The organism is Cribrihabitans marinus (genome assembly GCF_900109035.1).
GTDB lineage: Bacteria > Pseudomonadota > Alphaproteobacteria > Rhodobacterales > Rhodobacteraceae > Cribrihabitans > Cribrihabitans marinus.
The window spans coordinates 65,873-83,712 of record NZ_FNYD01000006.1; the positions used below are offsets into that span (position 1 = coordinate 65,873).

A 17,840-nucleotide genomic window follows, 5' to 3' on the forward strand; every position below is an offset into this window, starting at 1 on the left:
CAGGCCCAAAGCAACAAGCGAAGCGTGAGGCATTTGAAATGAAGGTATTGAGCAAAGTCGCGGCCCTGTGTGCCCTGACGGTCCTGGCGGCCTGTTCCAGCAACGATCCGTCGAACTGGGGCAATGGCGGTCCCGGCGGCAGCGGTGGCGCCGGCGGGCCGGGCGCGGCGGGCTCCGTCAACGATCCCAAGTCGCCCGCCTACTTCCAGCAGGCGATTGGTGACCGGGTCCTGTTCGCGGTCGACCAGTCGACCCTGTCGCCGCAGGCGCAAACGACCCTGCAGGGACAGGCGGCCTGGCTGGCGGCCAATCCCGACTACACCGCCACGATCGAGGGCCATGCCGATGAACAGGGCACCCGCGAATACAACCTGGCCCTGGGCGCGCGGCGGGCCAACGCGGCGCGCGAATACCTGATCTCGCAGGGTGTGGCGGGCAATCGCCTCAAGACGGTGAGCTTTGGCAAGGAGCGGCCCATCGAGGTCTGCAGCACCGAGGCCTGCTATACCAAGAACCGCCGCGCCGTCACGGTGCTCACAGCCGGTCTGACGGGGTAGGGGCCATGCGCATTGCGGCTTTTGCCCTTGTGGCGCTTCTGTCCGCGGGTGGTGCGGCGGCGCAGGACCAGCAGCAGACCCTGGCCGACATCCGGCAGGAGCTGACGGTCCTGCATGTCGAGGTGCAGCGGCTCAAGCGCGAGCTGTCGACCACAGGTGCGCCGGCGGCCAACGTGGCCGGCAGCACCGTGCTGGAGCGGGTCGACGCGATCGAGGCCGAGTTGCAGCGCCTGACCCGCAAGACCGAACAATTGAACGCCCGCATCGACCGGGTCGTCGCCGACGGCTCAAACCGGGTCGGCGACCTGGAGTTCCGCCTCTGCGAGCTGGAAAGCGACTGCGACATTTCGCAGCTGCCGGAAACCTCCACCCTGGGTGGCGAGGCGCCGGCCGTGGCCCCGCCGGTCGAGCAACCGGCGACGGACCAGACGGGCGGTGCGGAGACCCAGCTGGCGGTCGGCGAGCAGGCCGATTTCGACGCCGCGACCAAGGCGTTCGAGGACGGTGACTATGCCCGCGCCGCCGATCTCTTCGCGCAGTTCGACCAGTCCTATCCCGGTAGCCCGCTGGCGCCGCAGGCTAATCTCAGCCGCGGCCGCGCGCTGGAGCAGGCCGGCGACACCCGCGAGGCGGCCCGCGCCTTCCTGGCCAGCTTCACCGGTGCGCCGGACGGGGCGGCCGCTCCCGAGGCGCTCTATGAACTTGGCGCGGCTCTGGGCCGGCTGGGCCAGACCGACCAGGCCTGCGTGACGCTGGGCGAGGTGGCGGTGCGGTTCCCCGACGCGCAGACCGTGGGTGACGCCCGCAACGAGATGGCCGCCCTGGGCTGCTCTTGAGCGAGCCCGACCGCGACCTGCTGACCGGGATCCGGCAGGGTCTGCCCGACCCGTTGCCCTCCCGGCTTGCCGTTGCGGTCTCGGGCGGCGGGGATTCGCTCGCCTTGCTCCACCTGATCGCGCGGGCGGTCGACGGTCAGGGTGTAACGCTCCGGGTCGCGACGGTGGATCACGGCCTGCGGCCCGAGGTCGCGGAGGAGATCCGCCTTGTCGCGCGGCTCTGCGATGACCTGGGCCTGGCCCATGATGTCCTGACCTGGGACCAAATTGCGGAACCCGGCAACCTGCAGGACCGCGCCCGCCGCGCGCGCTACGATCTTCTGACCGGTTGGGCGCGGGACCACGGGATGGCGGCGCTGGCCCTGGGCCACACCGCCGACGATCAGGCCGAGACGCTGGTGATGCGCCTGTCGCGGTCGGCCGGGGTGACCGGTCTGGCCGGAATCCCGCCGCAGCGGCGCGAACAGGGTGTCCTGTTGATCCGGCCGCTGCTGACACTGCGGCGCGCCCGGCTGCGCCGGTATCTGCAGGACCACGGCATCGCCTGGGCCGAAGATCCGTCGAATCACGACACCCGGTTCGACCGGGTGCGTGCTCGCGCGGCGCTGGAGCAGCTGGCGCCGCTGGGCGTGACCACCGATGCCCTGGTTCGCGTCGCGCGGAACATGGCCGATGCCGAGGCCGCTCTGGCCGAGACCGCGGGTGCCGCTGCCCGGGACGTTGTGAGCATCGATGCGGGCGACGTGCTGATTGCACGGCGCGCATTCCTCGATCTGCCCGACGAGATCGCCCGGCGGCTGCTGCTGGCCGCGCTGCGCTGGATCACCGGAGATATCTACCCGCCACGCCGGATCCCCGTCGCTCATACGCTTGCGGCGATCACCGAGGGACGCGGCGGGCAGCTGGCGGGGTGCCGCGTCCTGTGCCGGGGTGAGAGCATCCGGATTTGCCGCGAATTCAACGCGGTGCGGGGCCTCTCCGCTCCGCCGGGCGCGGTCTGGGACGGTCGCTGGCGGGTGACCGGGCCGGCGACGGAAGGTGCCGAGATCCGCGCCCTGGGGCGCGCGGGCCTTGCCCGGTGCCCGGACTGGCGCGATAGCGGGCGGCCGCATGCCGCGATCCTGGCCACGCCCGCGGTCTGGTCGGGCACCGAATTGCTGGCCGCGCCGCTTGCCGGTCTGGAAAATGGCTGGCACGCCGCCCTGACCCGAGGCGAGACAGAGTATCACGCTTTGCTTTTATCGCATTGAACCTCACCCAATCCTCTCTATTTTAGGGGTCTAGTCGGACGCACCGCGAGTTCGTCCGGAAGATTGGGAGATTCCACTTGGGAAACGCACGCAACATCGCCTTCTGGGTCGTTCTGTTCCTGTTGATCCTGGCCCTGTTCAACCTGTTCAGCGGATCCGGCAGCACCCTGCAGAGCCAGGAGAAGACGTATACCGAGTTCGTGTCCGCGGTCGAGGACGGCACCGTCAGCCGCGTGACGCTGGATGGCGAGCAGATCCGGTTCCGAACCAGTGACGGCCGCGACTATGTCACGATCAAGCCGGGCGATGCCGAAGTCACCCAGTTGCTGATCGACCAGAACATTCCGATCCGCGCCGAAAAGCAGCAGCAATCGGGGTTCCAGTCCTTCATCATCACCCTTCTGCCCTTCCTTCTGCTGATCGGCGTCTGGGTCTATTTCATGAACCGGATGCAGGGCGGCGGCAAAGGCGGGGCGATGGGCTTTGGCAAGTCGCGCGCCAAGCTGCTGACCGAGAAACATGGGCGCGTCACTTTCGACGACGTGGCCGGCATCGACGAGGCCAAGGAAGAACTGGAAGAGATCGTCGAATTCCTGCGCAACCCGCAGAAATTCTCGCGCCTGGGCGGCAAGATCCCCAAGGGCGCGCTGCTGGTCGGCCCTCCGGGCACCGGTAAGACGCTTCTGGCCCGCGCCATTGCCGGCGAGGCGGGTGTGCCGTTCTTCACCATTTCCGGCTCGGACTTCGTCGAGATGTTCGTGGGTGTCGGGGCAAGCCGTGTGCGCGACATGTTCGAGCAGGCCAAGAAGAACGCGCCCTGCATCGTCTTCATCGACGAGATCGACGCCGTGGGCCGTCATCGCGGCGCCGGCTATGGCGGCGGCAATGACGAGCGCGAACAGACGCTCAACCAGCTGCTGGTCGAGATGGACGGGTTCGAAGCCAACGAGGGCGTCATCATCCTGGCCGCCACCAACCGCAAGGACGTGCTGGACCCCGCGCTTCTGCGTCCCGGCCGGTTCGACCGGCAGGTGACCGTCGCCAATCCCGACATCAAGGGCCGCGAGAAGATCCTCGGCGTACATGCCCGCAAGACGCCCCTGGGGCCGGATGTCGATCTGCGCATCATCGCGCGCGGTACGCCCGGTTTCTCGGGCGCCGATCTTGCCAACCTGGTGAACGAGGCCGCGCTGATGGCCGCCCGCGTCGGCCGGCGTTTCGTCACCATGGACGATTTCGAGAACGCCAAGGACAAGGTGATGATGGGCTCGGAGCGCCGCTCGATGGTGCTGACCCAGGACCAGAAGGAAAAGACCGCCTATCACGAGGCCGGCCACGCCATCGTCGGCCTGACCCTGCCGCTCTGCGATCCGGTCTACAAGGCCACCATCATCCCGCGCGGCGGCGCGCTGGGCATGGTGGTTTCGCTGCCCGAGATGGACCGGCTGAACTATCACCGCGACGAGTGCGAACAAAAGCTGGCCATGACCATGGCGGGCAAGGCCGCCGAGATCATCAAATACGGCGAGGATCACATCTCGAACGGGCCTGCGGGCGACATCCAGCAGGCCAGCCAGCTGGCCCGTGCGATGGTGATGCGCTGGGGCATGTCCGACAAGGTCGGCAATATCGACTATGCCGAGGCGCACGAGGGCTATTCCGGTAACACCGCCGGCTTCTCGGTTTCGGCCCACACCAAGGAGCTGATCGAGGAAGAGGTCAAGCGCCTGATCCAGGAAGGCTATGACCAGGCTCGCAAGATCCTGGACGACAACCTGGAAGAATGGGAGCGCCTGGCCCAGGGCCTGCTGGAATACGAGACGCTGACCGGCGACGAGATCAAGCGCGTCATGAAGGGCGAGCCGCCCACCGAGGACGACGACGAGGGTCCCAGCCCCGACGAGGGCAGCGCGCCCAGCGTCACGGCGATCCCCAAGACCAAGCCCAAGAAGACCCCGCCGGATGGCGGGCTGGAGCCCGAACCCTCGGCCTGACCGACCAAGGCCCCGGCAGACCCTGCCGGGTCTTTTCGTTCCGGTGGGTCTGGTGATGGATGTGCGATCCGCTAGTCTCGGCCCGAACGGGGAATCATCGGGGGCGCGGATGCCGGCGTTGCAGCAAACGGAGCATGAAGGCGAGGTTGTCTGGCTTGGCCATGTGCCGGCGGGCAGGTCGCTCAGGGCGCGGCCGGTGGAACGCCTGCCATTGGAGTTCCAGGGGATTACCGGCGGACGGCACGAGGGGGCCACGCGCCCCTCCTGCAGCCGTGTGACCAACCTCTATCCCCAGCGCGGCACCGAAATCCGCAACACGCGGCAGCTGTCGCTCCTGTCCGTCGAAGACCTGGACGAGATCGCCGCCCGGATGGAGATGGATGCGCTGGATCCCGCGCTTCTCGGTGCGTCGGTCGTGCTGCGCGGCATTCCCGATTTCACCCATATCCCGCCCTCGTCGCGACTGCAGGCCCCGTCGGGCGCAACCCTGACCGTGGACATGGAGAACCGCCCCTGCGTCCTGCCCGGTCGCGAGATCGAGGCGGAGCACGCCGGCTTCGGCGCAGGCTTCAAGCCGGCGGCGGCGGGGCGGCGTGGGGTGACAGCCTGGGTTGAACGGCCCGGCGATCTGGCGCTGGGCGACCGGTTGACGCTGTTCGTGCCCGACCAGCCCGCCTGGTCGCCGTGACCCGCCGCCCGGCCCGGCAGGCCTGGCCACGGGCGCGGATTGCACGCGCTTAAGACGCAACACAGCGCGAAAATGTCGCAATCCATAACCTTGCCCGTCCGCGTCGGCGGTATGGATACACCAGCGGCGACCTATGTCGTCCGCCTGCAACGCATTTTTTCAGGGACGGTCCGATGAGCTACAAGACGGATATCGAAATTGCACGCGAGGCGCAGAAGCGCCCGATCCAGGAGGTCGGCGAGCGGCTTGGGATCTCGTCCGACGACCTGCTGCCCTATGGCCACGACAAGGCCAAGGTCAGCCAGCGCTTCATCGACTCGGTGCAGGACCGCCCGAACGGCAAGCTGATCCTGGTGACCGCGATCAACCCCACGCCGGCGGGCGAGGGCAAGACCACCACCACCGTGGGCCTGGGCGACGGGCTGAACCGGATCGGCAAGAAGGCGATGATCTGCATCCGCGAAGCCTCGCTGGGCCCGAACTTCGGCATGAAGGGCGGCGCCGCGGGCGGTGGCTACGCCCAGGTCGTGCCGATGGAGGACATGAACCTGCACTTCACCGGCGATTTCCACGCCATCACCAGCGCCCATTCGCTGCTCAGCGCGATGATCGACAACCACATCTACTGGGGCAACGAGCAGGAAATCGACATTCGCCGGGTCCAGTGGCGCCGCGTGGTCGACATGAACGACCGTGCCCTGCGGCAGATCAACGTCTCGCTCGGCGGCGTGGCCAACGGCTTCCCGCGTGAGGGCGGCTTCGACATTACCGTGGCCTCCGAGGTGATGGCGATCCTGTGCCTGGCCAAGGATCTCAAGGATCTGGAGAAGCGCCTCGGCGACATGATCGTCGCCTATCGCCGCGACCGCACGCCGGTCTATTGCCGCGATATCAAGGCCGAGGGCGCGATGACCGTTCTGCTCAAGGACGCGATGCAGCCCAACCTGGTGCAGACGCTGGAGAACAATCCCGCCTTCGTGCATGGCGGCCCGTTCGCCAACATCGCGCATGGCTGCAACTCGGTCATCGCCACGCAGACGGCGCTCAAGGTGGCCGATTTCGTCGTGACCGAGGCCGGTTTCGGCGCCGATCTGGGTGCCGAGAAGTTCATGAACATCAAGTGCCGCAAGGCCGGGCTGGCCCCGGATTGCGTGGTGCTGGTCGCCACGGTGCGCGCGATGAAGATGAATGGTGGGGTCGCCAAGGCCGACCTGGGTGCCGAGAATGTCGATGCGGTCAGGCAGGGCTGCGCCAACCTCGGCCGCCATATCGGCAACCTCAAGAGCTTCGGTGTGCCGGTTGTGGTCGCCATCAACCATTTCGTCACGGACACCGATGCCGAGATCGACGCGGTCAAGGAATACGTCAAGACCCAAGGGTCCGAGGCCATCCTGAGCCGTCATTGGGAGCTCGGTTCGGAAGGCTCCGCCGATCTGGCCACGCGCGTGGCCGAGATCGCCGAGAGCGGCGTCAGCCAGTTCGCGCCGATCTACAAGGACGACCTGTCCTTCATGGAGAAGATCGAGCGCATCGCAAAGTCGATCTATCGCGCCGACGAGGTGCTGGCCGACAAGAAGATCCGCGACCAGCTCAAGCTGTGGGAGGAGCAGGGCTATGGCCACCTGCCGGTCTGCATGGCCAAGACGCAGTATTCCTTCTCGACCGATCCCAACCTGCGCGGTGCGCCCACCGGCCATTCCGTGCCGGTCCGCGAGGTGCGTCTGAGCGCCGGCGCCGGTTTCGTCGTGGTGGTCTGCGGCGAGATCATGACCATGCCCGGCCTGCCGCGCAGACCGGCCGCGGAGACCATATGCCTCAATGACGCAGGGCAGATCGAGGGCTTGTTCTGACCCTTCAAATGAGACATCCCGTGGCCTGTGACCAAGGCAGGCCGCGGGAGATTGACATGCCTTCTCTGACACCTCCGGACGAATGCCGGTCCATGACCGAGCTTCGGGCGCAGATCGACCGGCTGGACCGGCAGCTGATCTCGCTGCTGGTGGACCGCGCGGGTTACATCGACCGGGCGGCGCAGCTGAAGCCGGAAGAGGGGCTTCCGGCGCGGATCCCTGAACGGGTGGAAGAGGTGGTTCGCAACGTGCGCGCAACGGCGCTCGACGCCGGGCTGGACCCGGAACTGGCCGAGCAGTTGTGGCGCGTCCTGATCGACTGGTCGATCGACCGCGAGGCCCGCGTGATCGGCGCGGAGTGACCGACATCCCGCAAGGGGAAGCGTGAAGAAGGGGACCGACATGACGGCACAGATCATCGACGGCAAGGCCTTTGCCGCCAAGGTGCGGGGCAAGGTGGCCGAGCACGTGGCCCGGTTGAAATCCGAGCACTCCATCACCCCCGGCCTCGCCGTGGTCCTGGTGGGCGAGGATCCCGCCAGCCAGGTCTATGTCCGCTCGAAGGGCAAGATGACCGTCGAGGTCGGCATGAACTCCTACGAGCACAAGCTGGAGGCCGACACATCGCAGGCCGATCTGCTGGCGCTGATCAACAAGCTGAACGCCGACCCGGCGGTGCATGGCATCCTGGTGCAGCTGCCGCTGCCCGATCATCTGGACGAGGATCTTGTTATCAACGCGATCGATCCCGCCAAGGATGTCGACGGGTTCCACATCTCGAATGTGGGGCTTCTGGGGACGGGTCAGAAAAGCATGGTGCCCTGCACGCCGCTGGGCTGCCTGATGATGCTGCGCGACCACCACGGGTCGCTGTCCGGTCTGGACGCGGTGGTGATCGGCCGGTCCAACATCGTCGGCAAGCCGATGGCGCAGCTTCTGCTGGGCGACAGCTGCACCGTGACCATCGCCCATTCCCGCACCAGGGACCTGCCCGGGGTCGTGCGCCGTGCCGATATCGTGGTGGCCGCCGTGGGCCGGCCGGAAATGGTGCCTGGCGATTGGATCAAGCCCGGCGCCACCGTGATCGACGTGGGTATCAATCGCATCGATGCGCCGGAAAATGGGGAAGGCAAGACCCGGCTGGTGGGCGACTGCCACTTTGACAGCTGTGCCGAGGTGGCCGGGGCCATCACGCCGGTGCCGGGCGGTGTGGGGCCGATGACCATTGCCTGCCTGCTGGCCAACACGGTGACGGCCTGTTGCCGCGCCAACGGCGTGCCCGAGCCGGAGGGGCTGACGGCCTGACGCCTCGGCGCGCCTTCAGGGATCGACCGGAACCATCGTGCCTTGCATCACCGCGATCAGCGTCTCGGTGTCCCCGTCCAGCGCGTGGATCTCCGAGGTCACGACGATCAGCCGGCGACCCGGTTTCAACACCCGCCCAGTGGCGCGCAGCCGCTTACCCAGACCGGGGCGCAGCAGGTTGATCTTGATCTCGGCGGTCATCACCTCGCGGTCCTCGGGCAATGTCGTCAGGGCCGCGTAGCCAGCCGCCGAATCGCCCAATGCGAAGGTCAGCGCCGCATGGGCCGCGCCATGCTGCTGCCGGCTTCCGGGCAGGATCGGCGCGGAGATGACCGTTCGCCCCATCTCGACCAGGTCAAGCCGCGCGCCGAGTGTCCTCATCATGCCCTGCCGGTCGAAACTGGCGTGAATCCGCTGATGCATTGCCGCCGCCTTTTTCCGGACTGCCCACCGGTTAACCCAAGACGATGCCGAAACATTTATCAAGTTTAGAACATTTGAACGCCCGCACCTTTATGCGTGAACCGATCGCGGGTAAAAATGGTGCGCGTATCGTTAATTGTTCCGATGTTAATGTTTTCAACGGTGAAACAGATTTTGGGTCCAAATTTCGCGCGAGCGGCCGTTCCCATGGTCGTGATGCTGGCCTTCCTGGCGGCCGAAACCGAACCATTCGGAGTGCAGGGCGTTTCCTTCGTCGTCCGGTTCCTGTTCTGGTTGGTCCTGATCGGCGCCGCCGCCGTGAGTGTCGTGGCGGGGTTCCTGTTCGTGCACCGCAAGGCGGCTCTGCAGGGCGGTTTCCTCAGGGATGCCCTGATTGCCGTGGCAATTGCCGCGCTGTTCGTCCCGCTGTTCTGGGGGCTGCTGTCCCTTCTGCACCTGCAGGGCGGCGAGGCGATGCCGGATTTCACCCGGGCGCTGAAATACGGGGCGGTTTTCTCCACCGGCATCGTGGTTGTGCGGCGCGGGCTGCCGGCGCTCGACTCGGTCCTTGTCCCTCCGGGCGATGCGCCGCAGCCGCGGCTGCATCGACGCCTGCCCGACGATTTCACCGGGCGCGTCCTTCGGCTGACCGTGCGCGACCATTTTGTCGACGTGGTGACGACCGATGGCACGTTCACTGTCCGATCACGCTTTGCCGACGCGATCGACGAGATGGAGCCGGTGGTCGGCCATTGCACCCACAGGTCCCACTGGGTGGCGCGGGACGCCATCGAAAGCGTCGAGCGGGCAGGCGGCAAGATCCATCTGCGGCTGGTCAATGGCGACCGGGTGCCGGTCAGCCGGAAATACCGCCCGGGGCTGGAGAAGGCCGGTCTTGTCTGAGGCTCGGCCCACCTAGCTGCGCGGCATCGGGACCGCACGGGGCTGAGCGCCGGTGAGAATGGCCAGGCCGGGATCCCCGATCAGATCCGCCAGCGGCGGGCGGTCGCAGAACAGCCCTCCGGTATAGGTGCCATAGGCCGGCAGGATCAGCCTGTCGCGGTCCAGCAGGAAGGCCGGGCGCTGCAGGGCGCGGCCCCGCAGGCGCAACCGGACCTTGGGATGATAGTGGCCGGACACCTCGCCCTTTGCCTCCGCCGCAGCGATATGGCGGAACTGCAGCGGACCCAGCGACAGCTCGGCCAGATGCGTGCCACTCAGGTCGACCGGGCCGGGATCGTGGTTGCCCTCGATCCAGATCCAGCGCCGCCCCGCCTGAAGGGTCGAGATCCACAGCCGGTCCTGCCGGGGCAGCGCCTGCATCGCCAACGGGTCGTCGAAACTGTCGCCCAGGCAGATGACCGTCCGGGCGCCGGTCCGGTCCAGATCGCTTGCCAACCGCGCCAGCGTATCGCGCGTCTCATAAGGGGGCAGGGCAGCGCCGCCACGCCGCGCGATCCGCTCGGACTTTCCAAGGTGCAGATCCGACACGCACAGCGCCTGCCGCTCCGGCCACCAGAGCGCGCCCGATCCCAATGCGGTCAGACCCGCACCATACAGGTCGAAGGAATAACCGCTCATGCCCCGATCCCGACCAGTCCCGCCTCGGCCAGCAAACGGTCGCTTTCCTCGGCCAGGAGGCGCTCCTCGGCCGCGCCCTTGACCGGCACCTTGCCCACCTCCAGGAACAACGGGGCGGCCAGCGGGGTCACGCGGCCCACGCGAACCAGGTCGATCCGCGCGCCGACGCGTGCGATCATCTCTTCGATGCGGCCGAAATCGACCAGCCCGCGCATCGCCTCGGCCCGCGTGATCCGCATCAAGAGGTGATCGGGGTCGTATTTCAGCAGCGTGTCATAGAGGATGTCCGACGAAAACGTGGCCTGCCGCCCGGACTTGCGCTGCCCGCCGGTGTTGCGTTCGATCAGCCCCGCGATCGTCGCGCTGGCGCGGAACGTGCGCTTCATCACCGCGTTACCGGCAAGCCAGGTGTCCAGCCCGTCGCGCAGGGCGTCGATGTCGAAAAGCGGCCGTGGGTCGGTGGGCGCGTCCAGCCCCCAGATCAGCGTGGCATAGTCGGTGGCCACAAAGCCCATCGGGTGCAACCCGGTCTCCTCCATCCGCTTGGTCAGCAGCAGGCCCAGTGTCTGCTGCGCGTTGCGCCCGGCAAACCCGTAGACGCAGACGCATTCGCGCCCGTCATGGGGAAAGCTCTCGATCAGCAGCCGCCCGCGCTGCGGCAGGCGCGACATGCGCCGCTGCAGGGCCAGCCAGTCGGCGGTGTGGCGCGGCAGTTGCGGCCAGTCCTTCTGTTGCAGCATGTCCAGGATGCGCGCGCTCAGCTGGGTCGAGGTGGCGAACTTGGTGCCCATGAAGGTGGCGATCTTGGGCTTGCGGCCGCGCTCCCGGCTGACTTCGACCACCATTTCGCGCAGCCCCTCGTAGCGCACCACCTGTCCGCCGATCAGGAACGTGTCGCCGGGGCTCAGCGAGGCGGCAAAGCCCTCCTCGATCTCGCCCAGCGGCTTGCCGCCACGGTTCCGGCGCATCCGCACCTTGAGCGTGTCGGTGTCCTGGATCGTGCCGATATTCATCCGGATCCGCTGCGCGCTGCGCGGGTCGCGCAGCTGCCAGAGGCCGTCGGGGCGCTGTTGCAGGCGCTGCCAGCGGTCATAGGCGCGCAGGGCATAGCCGCCGGTGGCGCAGAAATCGAGGCAGGCATCGAATTCGACCCGTTCCAGATCCGCATAGGGCCCGGCCCCCGTCATCTCGGCATAGAGCGCGTCGGCGTCGAACGGCCCGGCGCAGGCGGCGATCAGGATGTGCTGGCACAGCACGTCACGCGGCCCGGGACCCCGGGGCTCGCCATCCAGGTCATGGGCACGCGCGGCCTCCAGTGCCGCCACGCATTCCACCACCTCGAAGCGGTTGGCGGGCACCAATAGCGCCTTGCTGGGCGCGTTGTAGCGGTGATTGGCCCGCCCGATCCGTTGCACCAGCCGCTTGACGTTTTTCGGCGCGCCGATCTGGATCACAAGGTCCACGTCGCCCCAGTCGATGCCCAGATCCAGGCTGCCGGTGCAGACGATGGCGCGCAACTCGCCGCGCACCATGGCCGCCTCGACCCGTTCGCGGCGCTGCCGGTCGAGCGAGCCGTGATGGATGCCGATGGGCAGGCCCTCGTCATTGGCCAGCCAGAGATTGTGAAAGAAGATCTCGGCCTGCGCGCGGGTGTTGTGGAAGATCAGCGTGGTCTTGTGCTGGCGGACCTGCTCCAGAACCGCCGGGATGGCATAGGCCGCGCCACCCCCGGACCAGGGCGGCGCCTCGGCGGTTTCCAGCATGGCGATATTGGGATCGGGGCCGGGATCGGCCATCAGGATCTCGCAGGGGTCGGGATGGTGCGCCAGCAATTGGGCGATGGCTGCCGGATCCTCGACCGTCGCAGACAGCCCTACGCGCCTCAGGCCGGGGCAGAGCGATTGCAGCCGCGCCAGTGCCAGCATCAGCTGGTCGCCGCGCTTGCTTTCGGCCAGCGCGTGGATCTCGTCCACCACGACACGTTGCAGCCCGGCGAACATCCGCGGCGCATCCTCATACGAGGTCAGCAGGGCCAGGCTTTCGGGCGTGGTCAGCAGGATATGCGGCGGATCCGCGCGCTGGCGTTTCTTCTGCGTGGCCGAGGTGTCGCCGGTGCGGTCCTCGATGCGGATGGGCAGGCCGATCTCGTCCACCGGAGTGCGCAGGTTGCGCTTGATGTCCGCGGCCAGCGCCTTGAGCGGCGAGACATAGAGCGTGTGCAGCCCGGTATGGCGCCCATCCGCCAGTTCCGCCAGTGTCGGCAGGAACCCGGCCATGGTCTTGCCGCCGCCCGTGGGAGCGATGAGCAGGGTGGCGGGCGCATCGGCGCGGGCCACCATGTCATGCTGGTGCGGATGGACCGACCACCCCCGGCCAGCGAACCAGTCAAGAAGGAACGCAGGTATCTCAGGCATTGAACAAATCTAGAACATTCACCCAAGCGGCGCCAGAGTCAGATCTCGATCCCCTTGTCCGCCAACTGCTTTTTCGCCTTTTCCGTCTTGTCGGCGGCGACGCCCAGCTTGTCCAGGACCGTCGGCGCCTTGGTGAATTGCAGGTCGCGGTACTCGACCACCTCGATCCGGTTGCCCCAGGGGTCGCGGAAATCCAGGAAGGGGCCGTCGACCATCCGGGCGCCGGCCGCGCGCGCCAGTTCCGCCACCCGCTCGCGGTCGTCCACGACAAGGCCGAAATGCCGGTGATCGTCGGGTGGTTGCGTCCGTCCGCCGCTGAGCGCGATGAATTGATCGCCCATGTCGATGAAGGCCATCGTAAGCTTGCCGTCGTCGTCGCGATTCTCGCCGCGCAGGGAGAAGGCGAATATGGCGCCGTAGAAATCCAGCGCCGCCTGCACGTCGCCGACCTCGAGCGCGATGTGATTGATCCCGACGAGCCGCGGTTTGTCGGTGGTGGTCATGTCAGCCCTCCTTCGATCCTTTGTCAGGATGATAGCGGACTGACACGCGGCGTCACTTCACGATCTTTTCGTCCTTCACGAACATGTTGGCCCAGGCGCGGTCGATCAGGTCGGGACGCATCTGATAGGGGATGCCCTCGAATTCGCAGATCGATATCATCTGGTCGATCAGGAAGATCGGCTGATAGTTGGCATAGATGTTGTCGATCGTCGGGTATTTCACCTTGAGCAGATGCACCAGAGACGCCTCGTCCAGCGGCATGCCGCGCTTGCGGGCCACCATGGCGAAGATCTTGAGGAAGTTTTCCTGGTTCGGCCCGTCGATCTTGATCTTGAAGAAGATCCGGCGCAGGGCGGCCTGGTCGAAGATCTCGTTGGGATGGAAGTTGGTGGAAAAGATCACCAGCGTGTCGAACGGCACCTCGAATTTCTCGCCCGATTGCAGGCCCAGGATGTCCTTGTTCTCTTCCAGCGGCACGATCCACCGGTTGATCAGCGCCTGCGGCGGTTCCGCCTGGCGGCCGAGGTCGTCGACGATGAATATGCCGCCGGTGGATTTCAGCTGCAGCGGCGCCTGGTAGGTCCGCGCCGTGGGGTTGTAGACCAGGTCCAGCATCGACAGCGACAGCTCGCCGCCCGTGACTACCGTGGGCCGCTCGCACATGACATAGCGGGTGTCGAACCGGGTCTTGCGGCGCAGGCTGTTGGGGTCGTCGGGTTCCTGCTCGATGGCGTTGTGCACGATCGGGTCGTAGACCGTGATGACCTGGCCGGAATATTCGATGGCGCGCGGCACATAGACCTTGTCGCCCAGCGCCTCGCGGATCCCGTTCGAGATCGAGGATTTGCCGTTGCCCGGCGGGCCATACATCAGGATCGAGCGGCCCGCGCTGACCGCCGGGCCCAGGTGGTCCAGCAGGCTGTCGGGCAGAACCAGATGGCCCATCGCGTTGACCAGCTGTTCGCGGGTGACCTGGATGTTGCGGATCGACTGGCGCTTGACCTGCTCGCTATAGACGCTCAGCGGCACCGGCATGGCGCCGAAATATTCCGACTGGCTGAGCGCGTCCAGCGCGCGCGACTTGCCCGCATCTGTCAGCTGATAGCCCATTTCGTTGCCGCTGTTGGCATTCAGCGTGCCGGTCGCCTCGAGCAGTTTCTGCTCGCGCGCGATATCCACCAGCTCCTGCGTGACGGCCCGCGGCAGGCAGATCGCCTCGGCGATCTCGCTGACCGTGTCGACCGTCTTGCGGTAGATCGTCTTGAGCAGGATGTCCCGCATCATCACCATCGGAAGACGCATCTCGGCCAGGCCCTTCGGGGCGGGCGGGGACATCACGCTGTTGGCTTGCATGTTCATCGGTGCGGCCTGTCGGTTGTCTGTTCGTCAAAAGGATACGGTGCGCCCGCATGGCCGCAGATTGTCAGCGCATTGTGGCAGGACAAGGGCAAGCTCGGGGCACCTTGACGGTGCCTCACTGCCCGTAGATCGCGCCGAGCACGAGATAGAGCGCCAGGGTGCCGCCCAGGCTCAGCCCCATGGGGAATTTCCAGCCCATGTCCCAGCTCTTCCAGCCGGGTGCGGCGCGGCGCAGGGCGGTGTGCTTGGCCAGCCGGTGGGTGGCGAAGGCGGCGAGCAGGTTCGCGGCGAAAAGCGCCATCAGCACGCGCAGGTCGCCCAGGGCCACATAGGGCGCGGCGGCGGCGGCGAACTTGGCGTCGCCGGCCCCTATCGCGCCCGCTGCGTTCAGCACGATTCCGAGGATCAGCATGAAGACCAGCTGCACCAGTTGCCAGCCGAACACGGGCAGGGGCATCAGGAACGGCCCGATGACCACGAACACAGCCGCAAGCGCGACCACCGCCTGGTTGGTGATCCGCATCTCGCGCAGGTCGGTGAAGGCCACGTAGAAGCAGATCGGCAGCACGAAGGGCAGGAACCACAGCGCCGCCTGCGCCGAGATCGACATGCCCTATCCGGCCTCCAGCGCCTGCAGCGAGCGGGCCGCCTCCTCGAAATGCTGGGGATGCGTGCTGATCGCCTCGCGCAGCAGGGTCTTTCCGGTGGTGACATCACCCTGCTTGACCGCAGAAAGCGCCAGCGTGTGCAACAGCTGGGCGCGCTCGGATTGCGACATCGGGATCACCGGAAGCGAGTAGTTGCGCTGCGCGCCGCGGGCCAGGACCAGGTTGTTCTTGGCGGTGAACAGCGACGGATCCTGCCGGATCGCGTCACCGAACATCCGCTCCGCCCCCTCGAAGTCGCCCCGCGTCAGCTTGGAATAGCCCCAGTTGTTCATGACGCCGGCGGGCTTGGTCGTCAGGCCCACCGAGGTCTCGTAGAAACTGTCGGCCTTCTTCCATTCCTTGTTGGCATCGGCCACCATCGCCTCGAGCCGGTAGCGGCGGAAGGTCTCGTGGGTGGGCGGAATGGCGTCCAGCACCTGCTCGGCGCGTTTCCACTCGCTCGACCGGATCAGCGCATCGGCAAGACCCACGGAGTCCTCGGGCTTGGCGCCCTCCATCCCGGTCAGCTTGGTCCAGGCCGAAATCGCCTCGGTGTTGCGCTTGGCGCGGGTCAGCGACATCGCCAGCCCGCGTTGCAGATCCGCGCGGTCGGGATCGGACTTGAGCGATTTCTGGAAATGCCGGACCGCCTCGTTGGGGTCGCCGACCGTCAGCATCACGTCGTTGAGGTTGCTTTCGTCGACGACATTGACGTCCTGGAAAGCGCGTTCGACGGTCTCGTCACCCTTTTCGGAACAGGCCGACAGACCGAAACCGCCCGCCAGGACGGCTGGAATCAAGATGAGATGGCGCATTTATTGCGTCCTTTACTGCTCTGGCCTCGTCATGGTGTCTTGCGGATCACGAATTCGCCGGGGCTCCGCTGCACCACTTTATAGTCTTTTTCTGTGGGCTCAGTATTAACAGGATTTTCCAAATTTGCGAGGGATAAGCGCAGATTCTCGCGGATTGCGTCACTTTCGCCATTGTCCAGCGCATAGGCCTTGCGGAAGACCTGCGTCGCTTCGGGGATCTCGCCCTTCTCCATCAGCAGGACGCCCAGGTTGTTCCAGGCCTCGGGCCAGTCCGGCGCCTCCTCGACGGCGCGGCGCAGCATGCCTTCGGCCTGGCCCAGGCGGCCGAGCTCCAGGTTGGCGGTGCCCAGCCCGGTCAGGATCTCGGTGGTCATACCCTGGTCCAGTGCGGCGCGGGTAAAGGAATCCAGCGCCAGCTCGTATTCGCCGGCCGCCATGAGGCGCTGTCCGACCTCGACGCCATCGACGGCATCTTTGCGGTGATCGATGCCGGGCGGGAACGGATCCTCTGGCAGGTCCGTCCCGCCCGAGTCGCAAGCGGCCACCGCCGCGATGACGGCGATGGCTGCATTCATCCTGAATAGCGGTGCGGACCTGCTCACACCCTGTCCTGCCTCCCGGTCAGTTGCCGGGTCCCATGTTGCCGAGGTCCATGATACCCCGTGCCGAAGGGCCGACAAGGATGATCAGCAGGGGCGGGACCGTGAGCATCATTGTGGCAAGGGTCATTTTGGTTGGCAACTTGTTTGCCGCCTCTTCGGCGCGCATCACCCGCTTGTCGCGCATCTCGCCCGCATAGACGCGCAGCGCCTCGGCGATGGATGTGCCGAAGGCCGCCGACTGGATCATCACCGTCACGAAGGACGACAGATCCGGCACGTTGCAGCGGGTGGCGAAGTCGCGCAGAACGCGGTCCTTGTCCTTGCCGGCCTTCATCTCATAGGCCACCACCTCGAACTCGTCGGCCAGCTCCTTGTAGGAGGCGCGCAGTTCCTTGGCGACGCGCACGATGGCCTGGTCCAGCGACTGACCGGCTTCGACACAGACCAGCATCATGTCCAGCGCGTCGGGAAAGGCGCGGGTGATCGACTCGCGGCGTTCCTCGACCCGGCGTGTCACCCAGTATTTCGGCAGGAAGTACCCGACCAGGCCCGGGCCCAGCACGCGCAGCAACATGCCCTGGGCATCGAAATCCTGGTCGCCGGCGATGACCGTCACGTAGACCACCCCGAGGATGAGGCCGATCATGCCCAGGGCGAATTGCGAGAAGTGGAAGAAACGCACCGAGTCCTGGCTCTGATAGCCGGCCTGGCGCAGCTTGAGCTGCATCGCGGACAGCTCGTCGGCATCCTTGGGCTCGAGGAAGCCCGCGAATTTCTCCAGCTGCTCGTTGCGGCCGCCCTGGCGCAGCTGTTCCTTCTTCGGTTTGTTCGCCGTCTTGGGGTTCATGTCCCGCTTGAGCTTTTTCAGCGGGTCCTCGGGCTGGTTCATCATGATCGGTATGGTGACCAGGATCATGAACAGACCCAGGACGCCGACCACGATCAGAGGTCCGAACGGCCCCAGCTGCTCGGTCAGCATGTCGTTGATGGATTGCAGGAATTGCATGGCTAGGCC

The 17,840-nt window shown here is 66.4% G+C and carries 18 protein-coding genes; 9 read left to right on the plus strand and 9 right to left on the minus strand.

What is annotated here, in order from left to right; translation table 11 throughout:
* The first annotated feature begins 38 nt into the window (after window positions 1-38).
* From pal to folD, 8 genes are all read left to right on the plus strand, one after another.
* Window positions 39-557, plus strand: a complete 519-nt coding sequence (gene pal, locus BMX57_RS11255) for a peptidoglycan-associated lipoprotein Pal (protein WP_092366703.1) — start codon at window positions 39-41, stop codon at window positions 555-557.
* A gap of 5 nt (window positions 558-562) precedes the next feature.
* The gene (gene ybgF, locus BMX57_RS11260) at window positions 563-1,393 is read left to right on the plus strand and encodes a tol-pal system protein YbgF (protein ID WP_092366706.1); all 831 of its coding nucleotides are present in this window, start codon (window positions 563-565) and stop codon (window positions 1,391-1,393) included.
* Window positions 1,390-2,643 (plus strand): tRNA lysidine(34) synthetase TilS, encoded by a 1,254-nt coding sequence (gene tilS, locus BMX57_RS11265; protein WP_308419738.1) that lies wholly within the window; start codon window positions 1,390-1,392, stop codon window positions 2,641-2,643. Before ybgF ends, tilS begins: the two co-directional genes overlap by 4 nt.
* A 77-nt stretch (window positions 2,644-2,720) precedes the next feature.
* On the plus strand, window positions 2,721-4,637 hold the full coding sequence (ftsH, locus tag BMX57_RS11270) for an ATP-dependent zinc metalloprotease FtsH (protein WP_092366711.1): 1,917 nt from the start codon (window positions 2,721-2,723) through the stop codon (window positions 4,635-4,637).
* Between the two features lie 109 nt (window positions 4,638-4,746).
* On the plus strand, window positions 4,747-5,325 hold the full coding sequence (locus BMX57_RS11275; protein WP_092366714.1) for an MOSC domain-containing protein: 579 nt from the start codon (window positions 4,747-4,749) through the stop codon (window positions 5,323-5,325).
* Between the two features lie 173 nt (window positions 5,326-5,498).
* Window positions 5,499-7,175 carry a formate--tetrahydrofolate ligase gene (locus BMX57_RS11280; RefSeq protein ID WP_092366716.1) on the plus strand — a complete coding sequence of 559 codons (1,677 nt, stop codon included), beginning with the start codon at window positions 5,499-5,501 and terminating at the stop codon, window positions 7,173-7,175.
* Between the two features lie 56 nt (window positions 7,176-7,231).
* Complete coding sequence (locus BMX57_RS11285; RefSeq protein WP_092366719.1) at window positions 7,232-7,537, plus strand: chorismate mutase; 306 nt, start codon at window positions 7,232-7,234, stop codon at window positions 7,535-7,537.
* A 40-nt stretch (window positions 7,538-7,577) separates the two neighbouring features.
* Entirely contained in the window at window positions 7,578-8,480 is a 903-nt protein-coding gene (gene folD / locus BMX57_RS11290; RefSeq protein WP_092366722.1) for a bifunctional methylenetetrahydrofolate dehydrogenase/methenyltetrahydrofolate cyclohydrolase FolD, read from the plus strand.
* A 15-nt stretch (window positions 8,481-8,495) separates the two neighbouring features.
* On the opposite strand, the gene BMX57_RS11295 is transcribed toward folD, so the two are convergent.
* Complete coding sequence (locus BMX57_RS11295; protein WP_092366725.1) at window positions 8,496-8,903, minus strand: PaaI family thioesterase; 408 nt, start codon at window positions 8,901-8,903, stop codon at window positions 8,496-8,498.
* A 207-nt stretch (window positions 8,904-9,110) separates the two neighbouring features.
* Between BMX57_RS11295 and BMX57_RS11300 the strand changes: the two genes are divergently transcribed.
* A complete protein-coding gene (locus tag BMX57_RS11300) occupies window positions 9,111-9,806 on the plus strand; it encodes a LytTR family DNA-binding domain-containing protein (protein ID WP_229724237.1) in 696 nt (231 codons plus the stop codon).
* 12 nt (window positions 9,807-9,818) lie between these two features.
* Here the strand turns inward: BMX57_RS11300 and pdeM are convergent, their stop codons facing one another.
* The 8 genes from pdeM to BMX57_RS11340 all read right to left on the minus strand — a co-directional run bounded on the left by pdeM (window position 9,819) and on the right by BMX57_RS11340 (window position 17,831).
* Window positions 9,819-10,484, minus strand: coding sequence for a ligase-associated DNA damage response endonuclease PdeM (gene pdeM / locus BMX57_RS11305; RefSeq protein ID WP_092366731.1), 666 nt, complete (start codon window positions 10,482-10,484; stop codon window positions 9,819-9,821).
* On the minus strand, window positions 10,481-12,898 hold the full coding sequence (locus tag BMX57_RS11310) for a ligase-associated DNA damage response DEXH box helicase (RefSeq protein WP_092366734.1): 2,418 nt from the start codon (window positions 12,896-12,898) through the stop codon (window positions 10,481-10,483). Before BMX57_RS11310 ends, pdeM begins: the two co-directional genes overlap by 4 nt.
* 38 nt (window positions 12,899-12,936) lie before the next feature.
* Complete coding sequence (locus tag BMX57_RS11315) at window positions 12,937-13,401, minus strand: VOC family protein (protein WP_092366737.1); 465 nt, start codon at window positions 13,399-13,401, stop codon at window positions 12,937-12,939.
* 52 nt (window positions 13,402-13,453) lie between these two features.
* Entirely contained in the window at window positions 13,454-14,761 is a 1,308-nt protein-coding gene (locus BMX57_RS11320) for an ATPase (protein ID WP_092366740.1), read from the minus strand.
* 115 nt (window positions 14,762-14,876) lie between these two features.
* Entirely contained in the window at window positions 14,877-15,371 is a 495-nt protein-coding gene (locus BMX57_RS11325) for a prepilin peptidase (protein WP_092366743.1), read from the minus strand.
* Between the two features lie 3 nt (window positions 15,372-15,374).
* Entirely contained in the window at window positions 15,375-16,223 is an 849-nt protein-coding gene (locus BMX57_RS11330; protein WP_092366746.1) for a tetratricopeptide repeat protein, read from the minus strand.
* Between the two features lie 29 nt (window positions 16,224-16,252).
* On the minus strand, window positions 16,253-16,798 hold the full coding sequence (locus tag BMX57_RS11335) for a tetratricopeptide repeat protein (RefSeq protein WP_092366749.1): 546 nt from the start codon (window positions 16,796-16,798) through the stop codon (window positions 16,253-16,255).
* Window positions 16,799-16,844: 46 nt separating this feature from the next.
* Complete coding sequence (locus BMX57_RS11340; RefSeq protein WP_092366752.1) at window positions 16,845-17,831, minus strand: type II secretion system F family protein; 987 nt, start codon at window positions 17,829-17,831, stop codon at window positions 16,845-16,847.
* Between the last annotated feature and the right edge of the window lie 9 nt (window positions 17,832-17,840).

Excerpts from the sequence above, each read along its gene's own strand:
- pal (WP_092366703.1), top strand. The coding sequence starts at position 39 with ATGAAGGTATTGAGCAAAGTCGCGGCCCTGTGTGCCCTGACGGTCCTG.
- ybgF (WP_092366706.1), top strand. The coding sequence starts at position 563 with ATGCGCATTGCGGCTTTTGCCCTTGTGGCGCTTCTGTCCGCGGGTGGT.
- BMX57_RS11275 (WP_092366714.1), top strand. The coding sequence starts at position 4,747 with ATGCCGGCGTTGCAGCAAACGGAGCATGAAGGCGAGGTTGTCTGGCTT.
- BMX57_RS11280 (WP_092366716.1), top strand. The coding sequence starts at position 5,499 with ATGAGCTACAAGACGGATATCGAAATTGCACGCGAGGCGCAGAAGCGC.
- BMX57_RS11285 (WP_092366719.1), top strand. The coding sequence starts at position 7,232 with ATGCCTTCTCTGACACCTCCGGACGAATGCCGGTCCATGACCGAGCTT.
- folD (WP_092366722.1), top strand. The coding sequence starts at position 7,578 with ATGACGGCACAGATCATCGACGGCAAGGCCTTTGCCGCCAAGGTGCGG.
- BMX57_RS11295 (WP_092366725.1), bottom strand. The coding sequence starts at position 8,903 with ATGCATCAGCGGATTCACGCCAGTTTCGACCGGCAGGGCATGATGAGG.
- BMX57_RS11300 (WP_229724237.1), top strand. The coding sequence starts at position 9,111 with ATGGTCGTGATGCTGGCCTTCCTGGCGGCCGAAACCGAACCATTCGGA.
- pdeM (WP_092366731.1), bottom strand. The coding sequence starts at position 10,484 with ATGAGCGGTTATTCCTTCGACCTGTATGGTGCGGGTCTGACCGCATTG.
- BMX57_RS11310 (WP_092366734.1), bottom strand. The coding sequence starts at position 12,898 with ATGCCTGAGATACCTGCGTTCCTTCTTGACTGGTTCGCTGGCCGGGGG.
- BMX57_RS11315 (WP_092366737.1), bottom strand. The coding sequence starts at position 13,401 with ATGACCACCACCGACAAACCGCGGCTCGTCGGGATCAATCACATCGCG.
- BMX57_RS11320 (WP_092366740.1), bottom strand. The coding sequence starts at position 14,761 with ATGAACATGCAAGCCAACAGCGTGATGTCCCCGCCCGCCCCGAAGGGC.
- BMX57_RS11325 (WP_092366743.1), bottom strand. The coding sequence starts at position 15,371 with ATGTCGATCTCGGCGCAGGCGGCGCTGTGGTTCCTGCCCTTCGTGCTG.
- BMX57_RS11330 (WP_092366746.1), bottom strand. The coding sequence starts at position 16,223 with ATGCGCCATCTCATCTTGATTCCAGCCGTCCTGGCGGGCGGTTTCGGT.
- BMX57_RS11335 (WP_092366749.1), bottom strand. The coding sequence starts at position 16,798 with ATGAATGCAGCCATCGCCGTCATCGCGGCGGTGGCCGCTTGCGACTCG.
- BMX57_RS11340 (WP_092366752.1), bottom strand. The coding sequence starts at position 17,831 with ATGCAATTCCTGCAATCCATCAACGACATGCTGACCGAGCAGCTGGGG.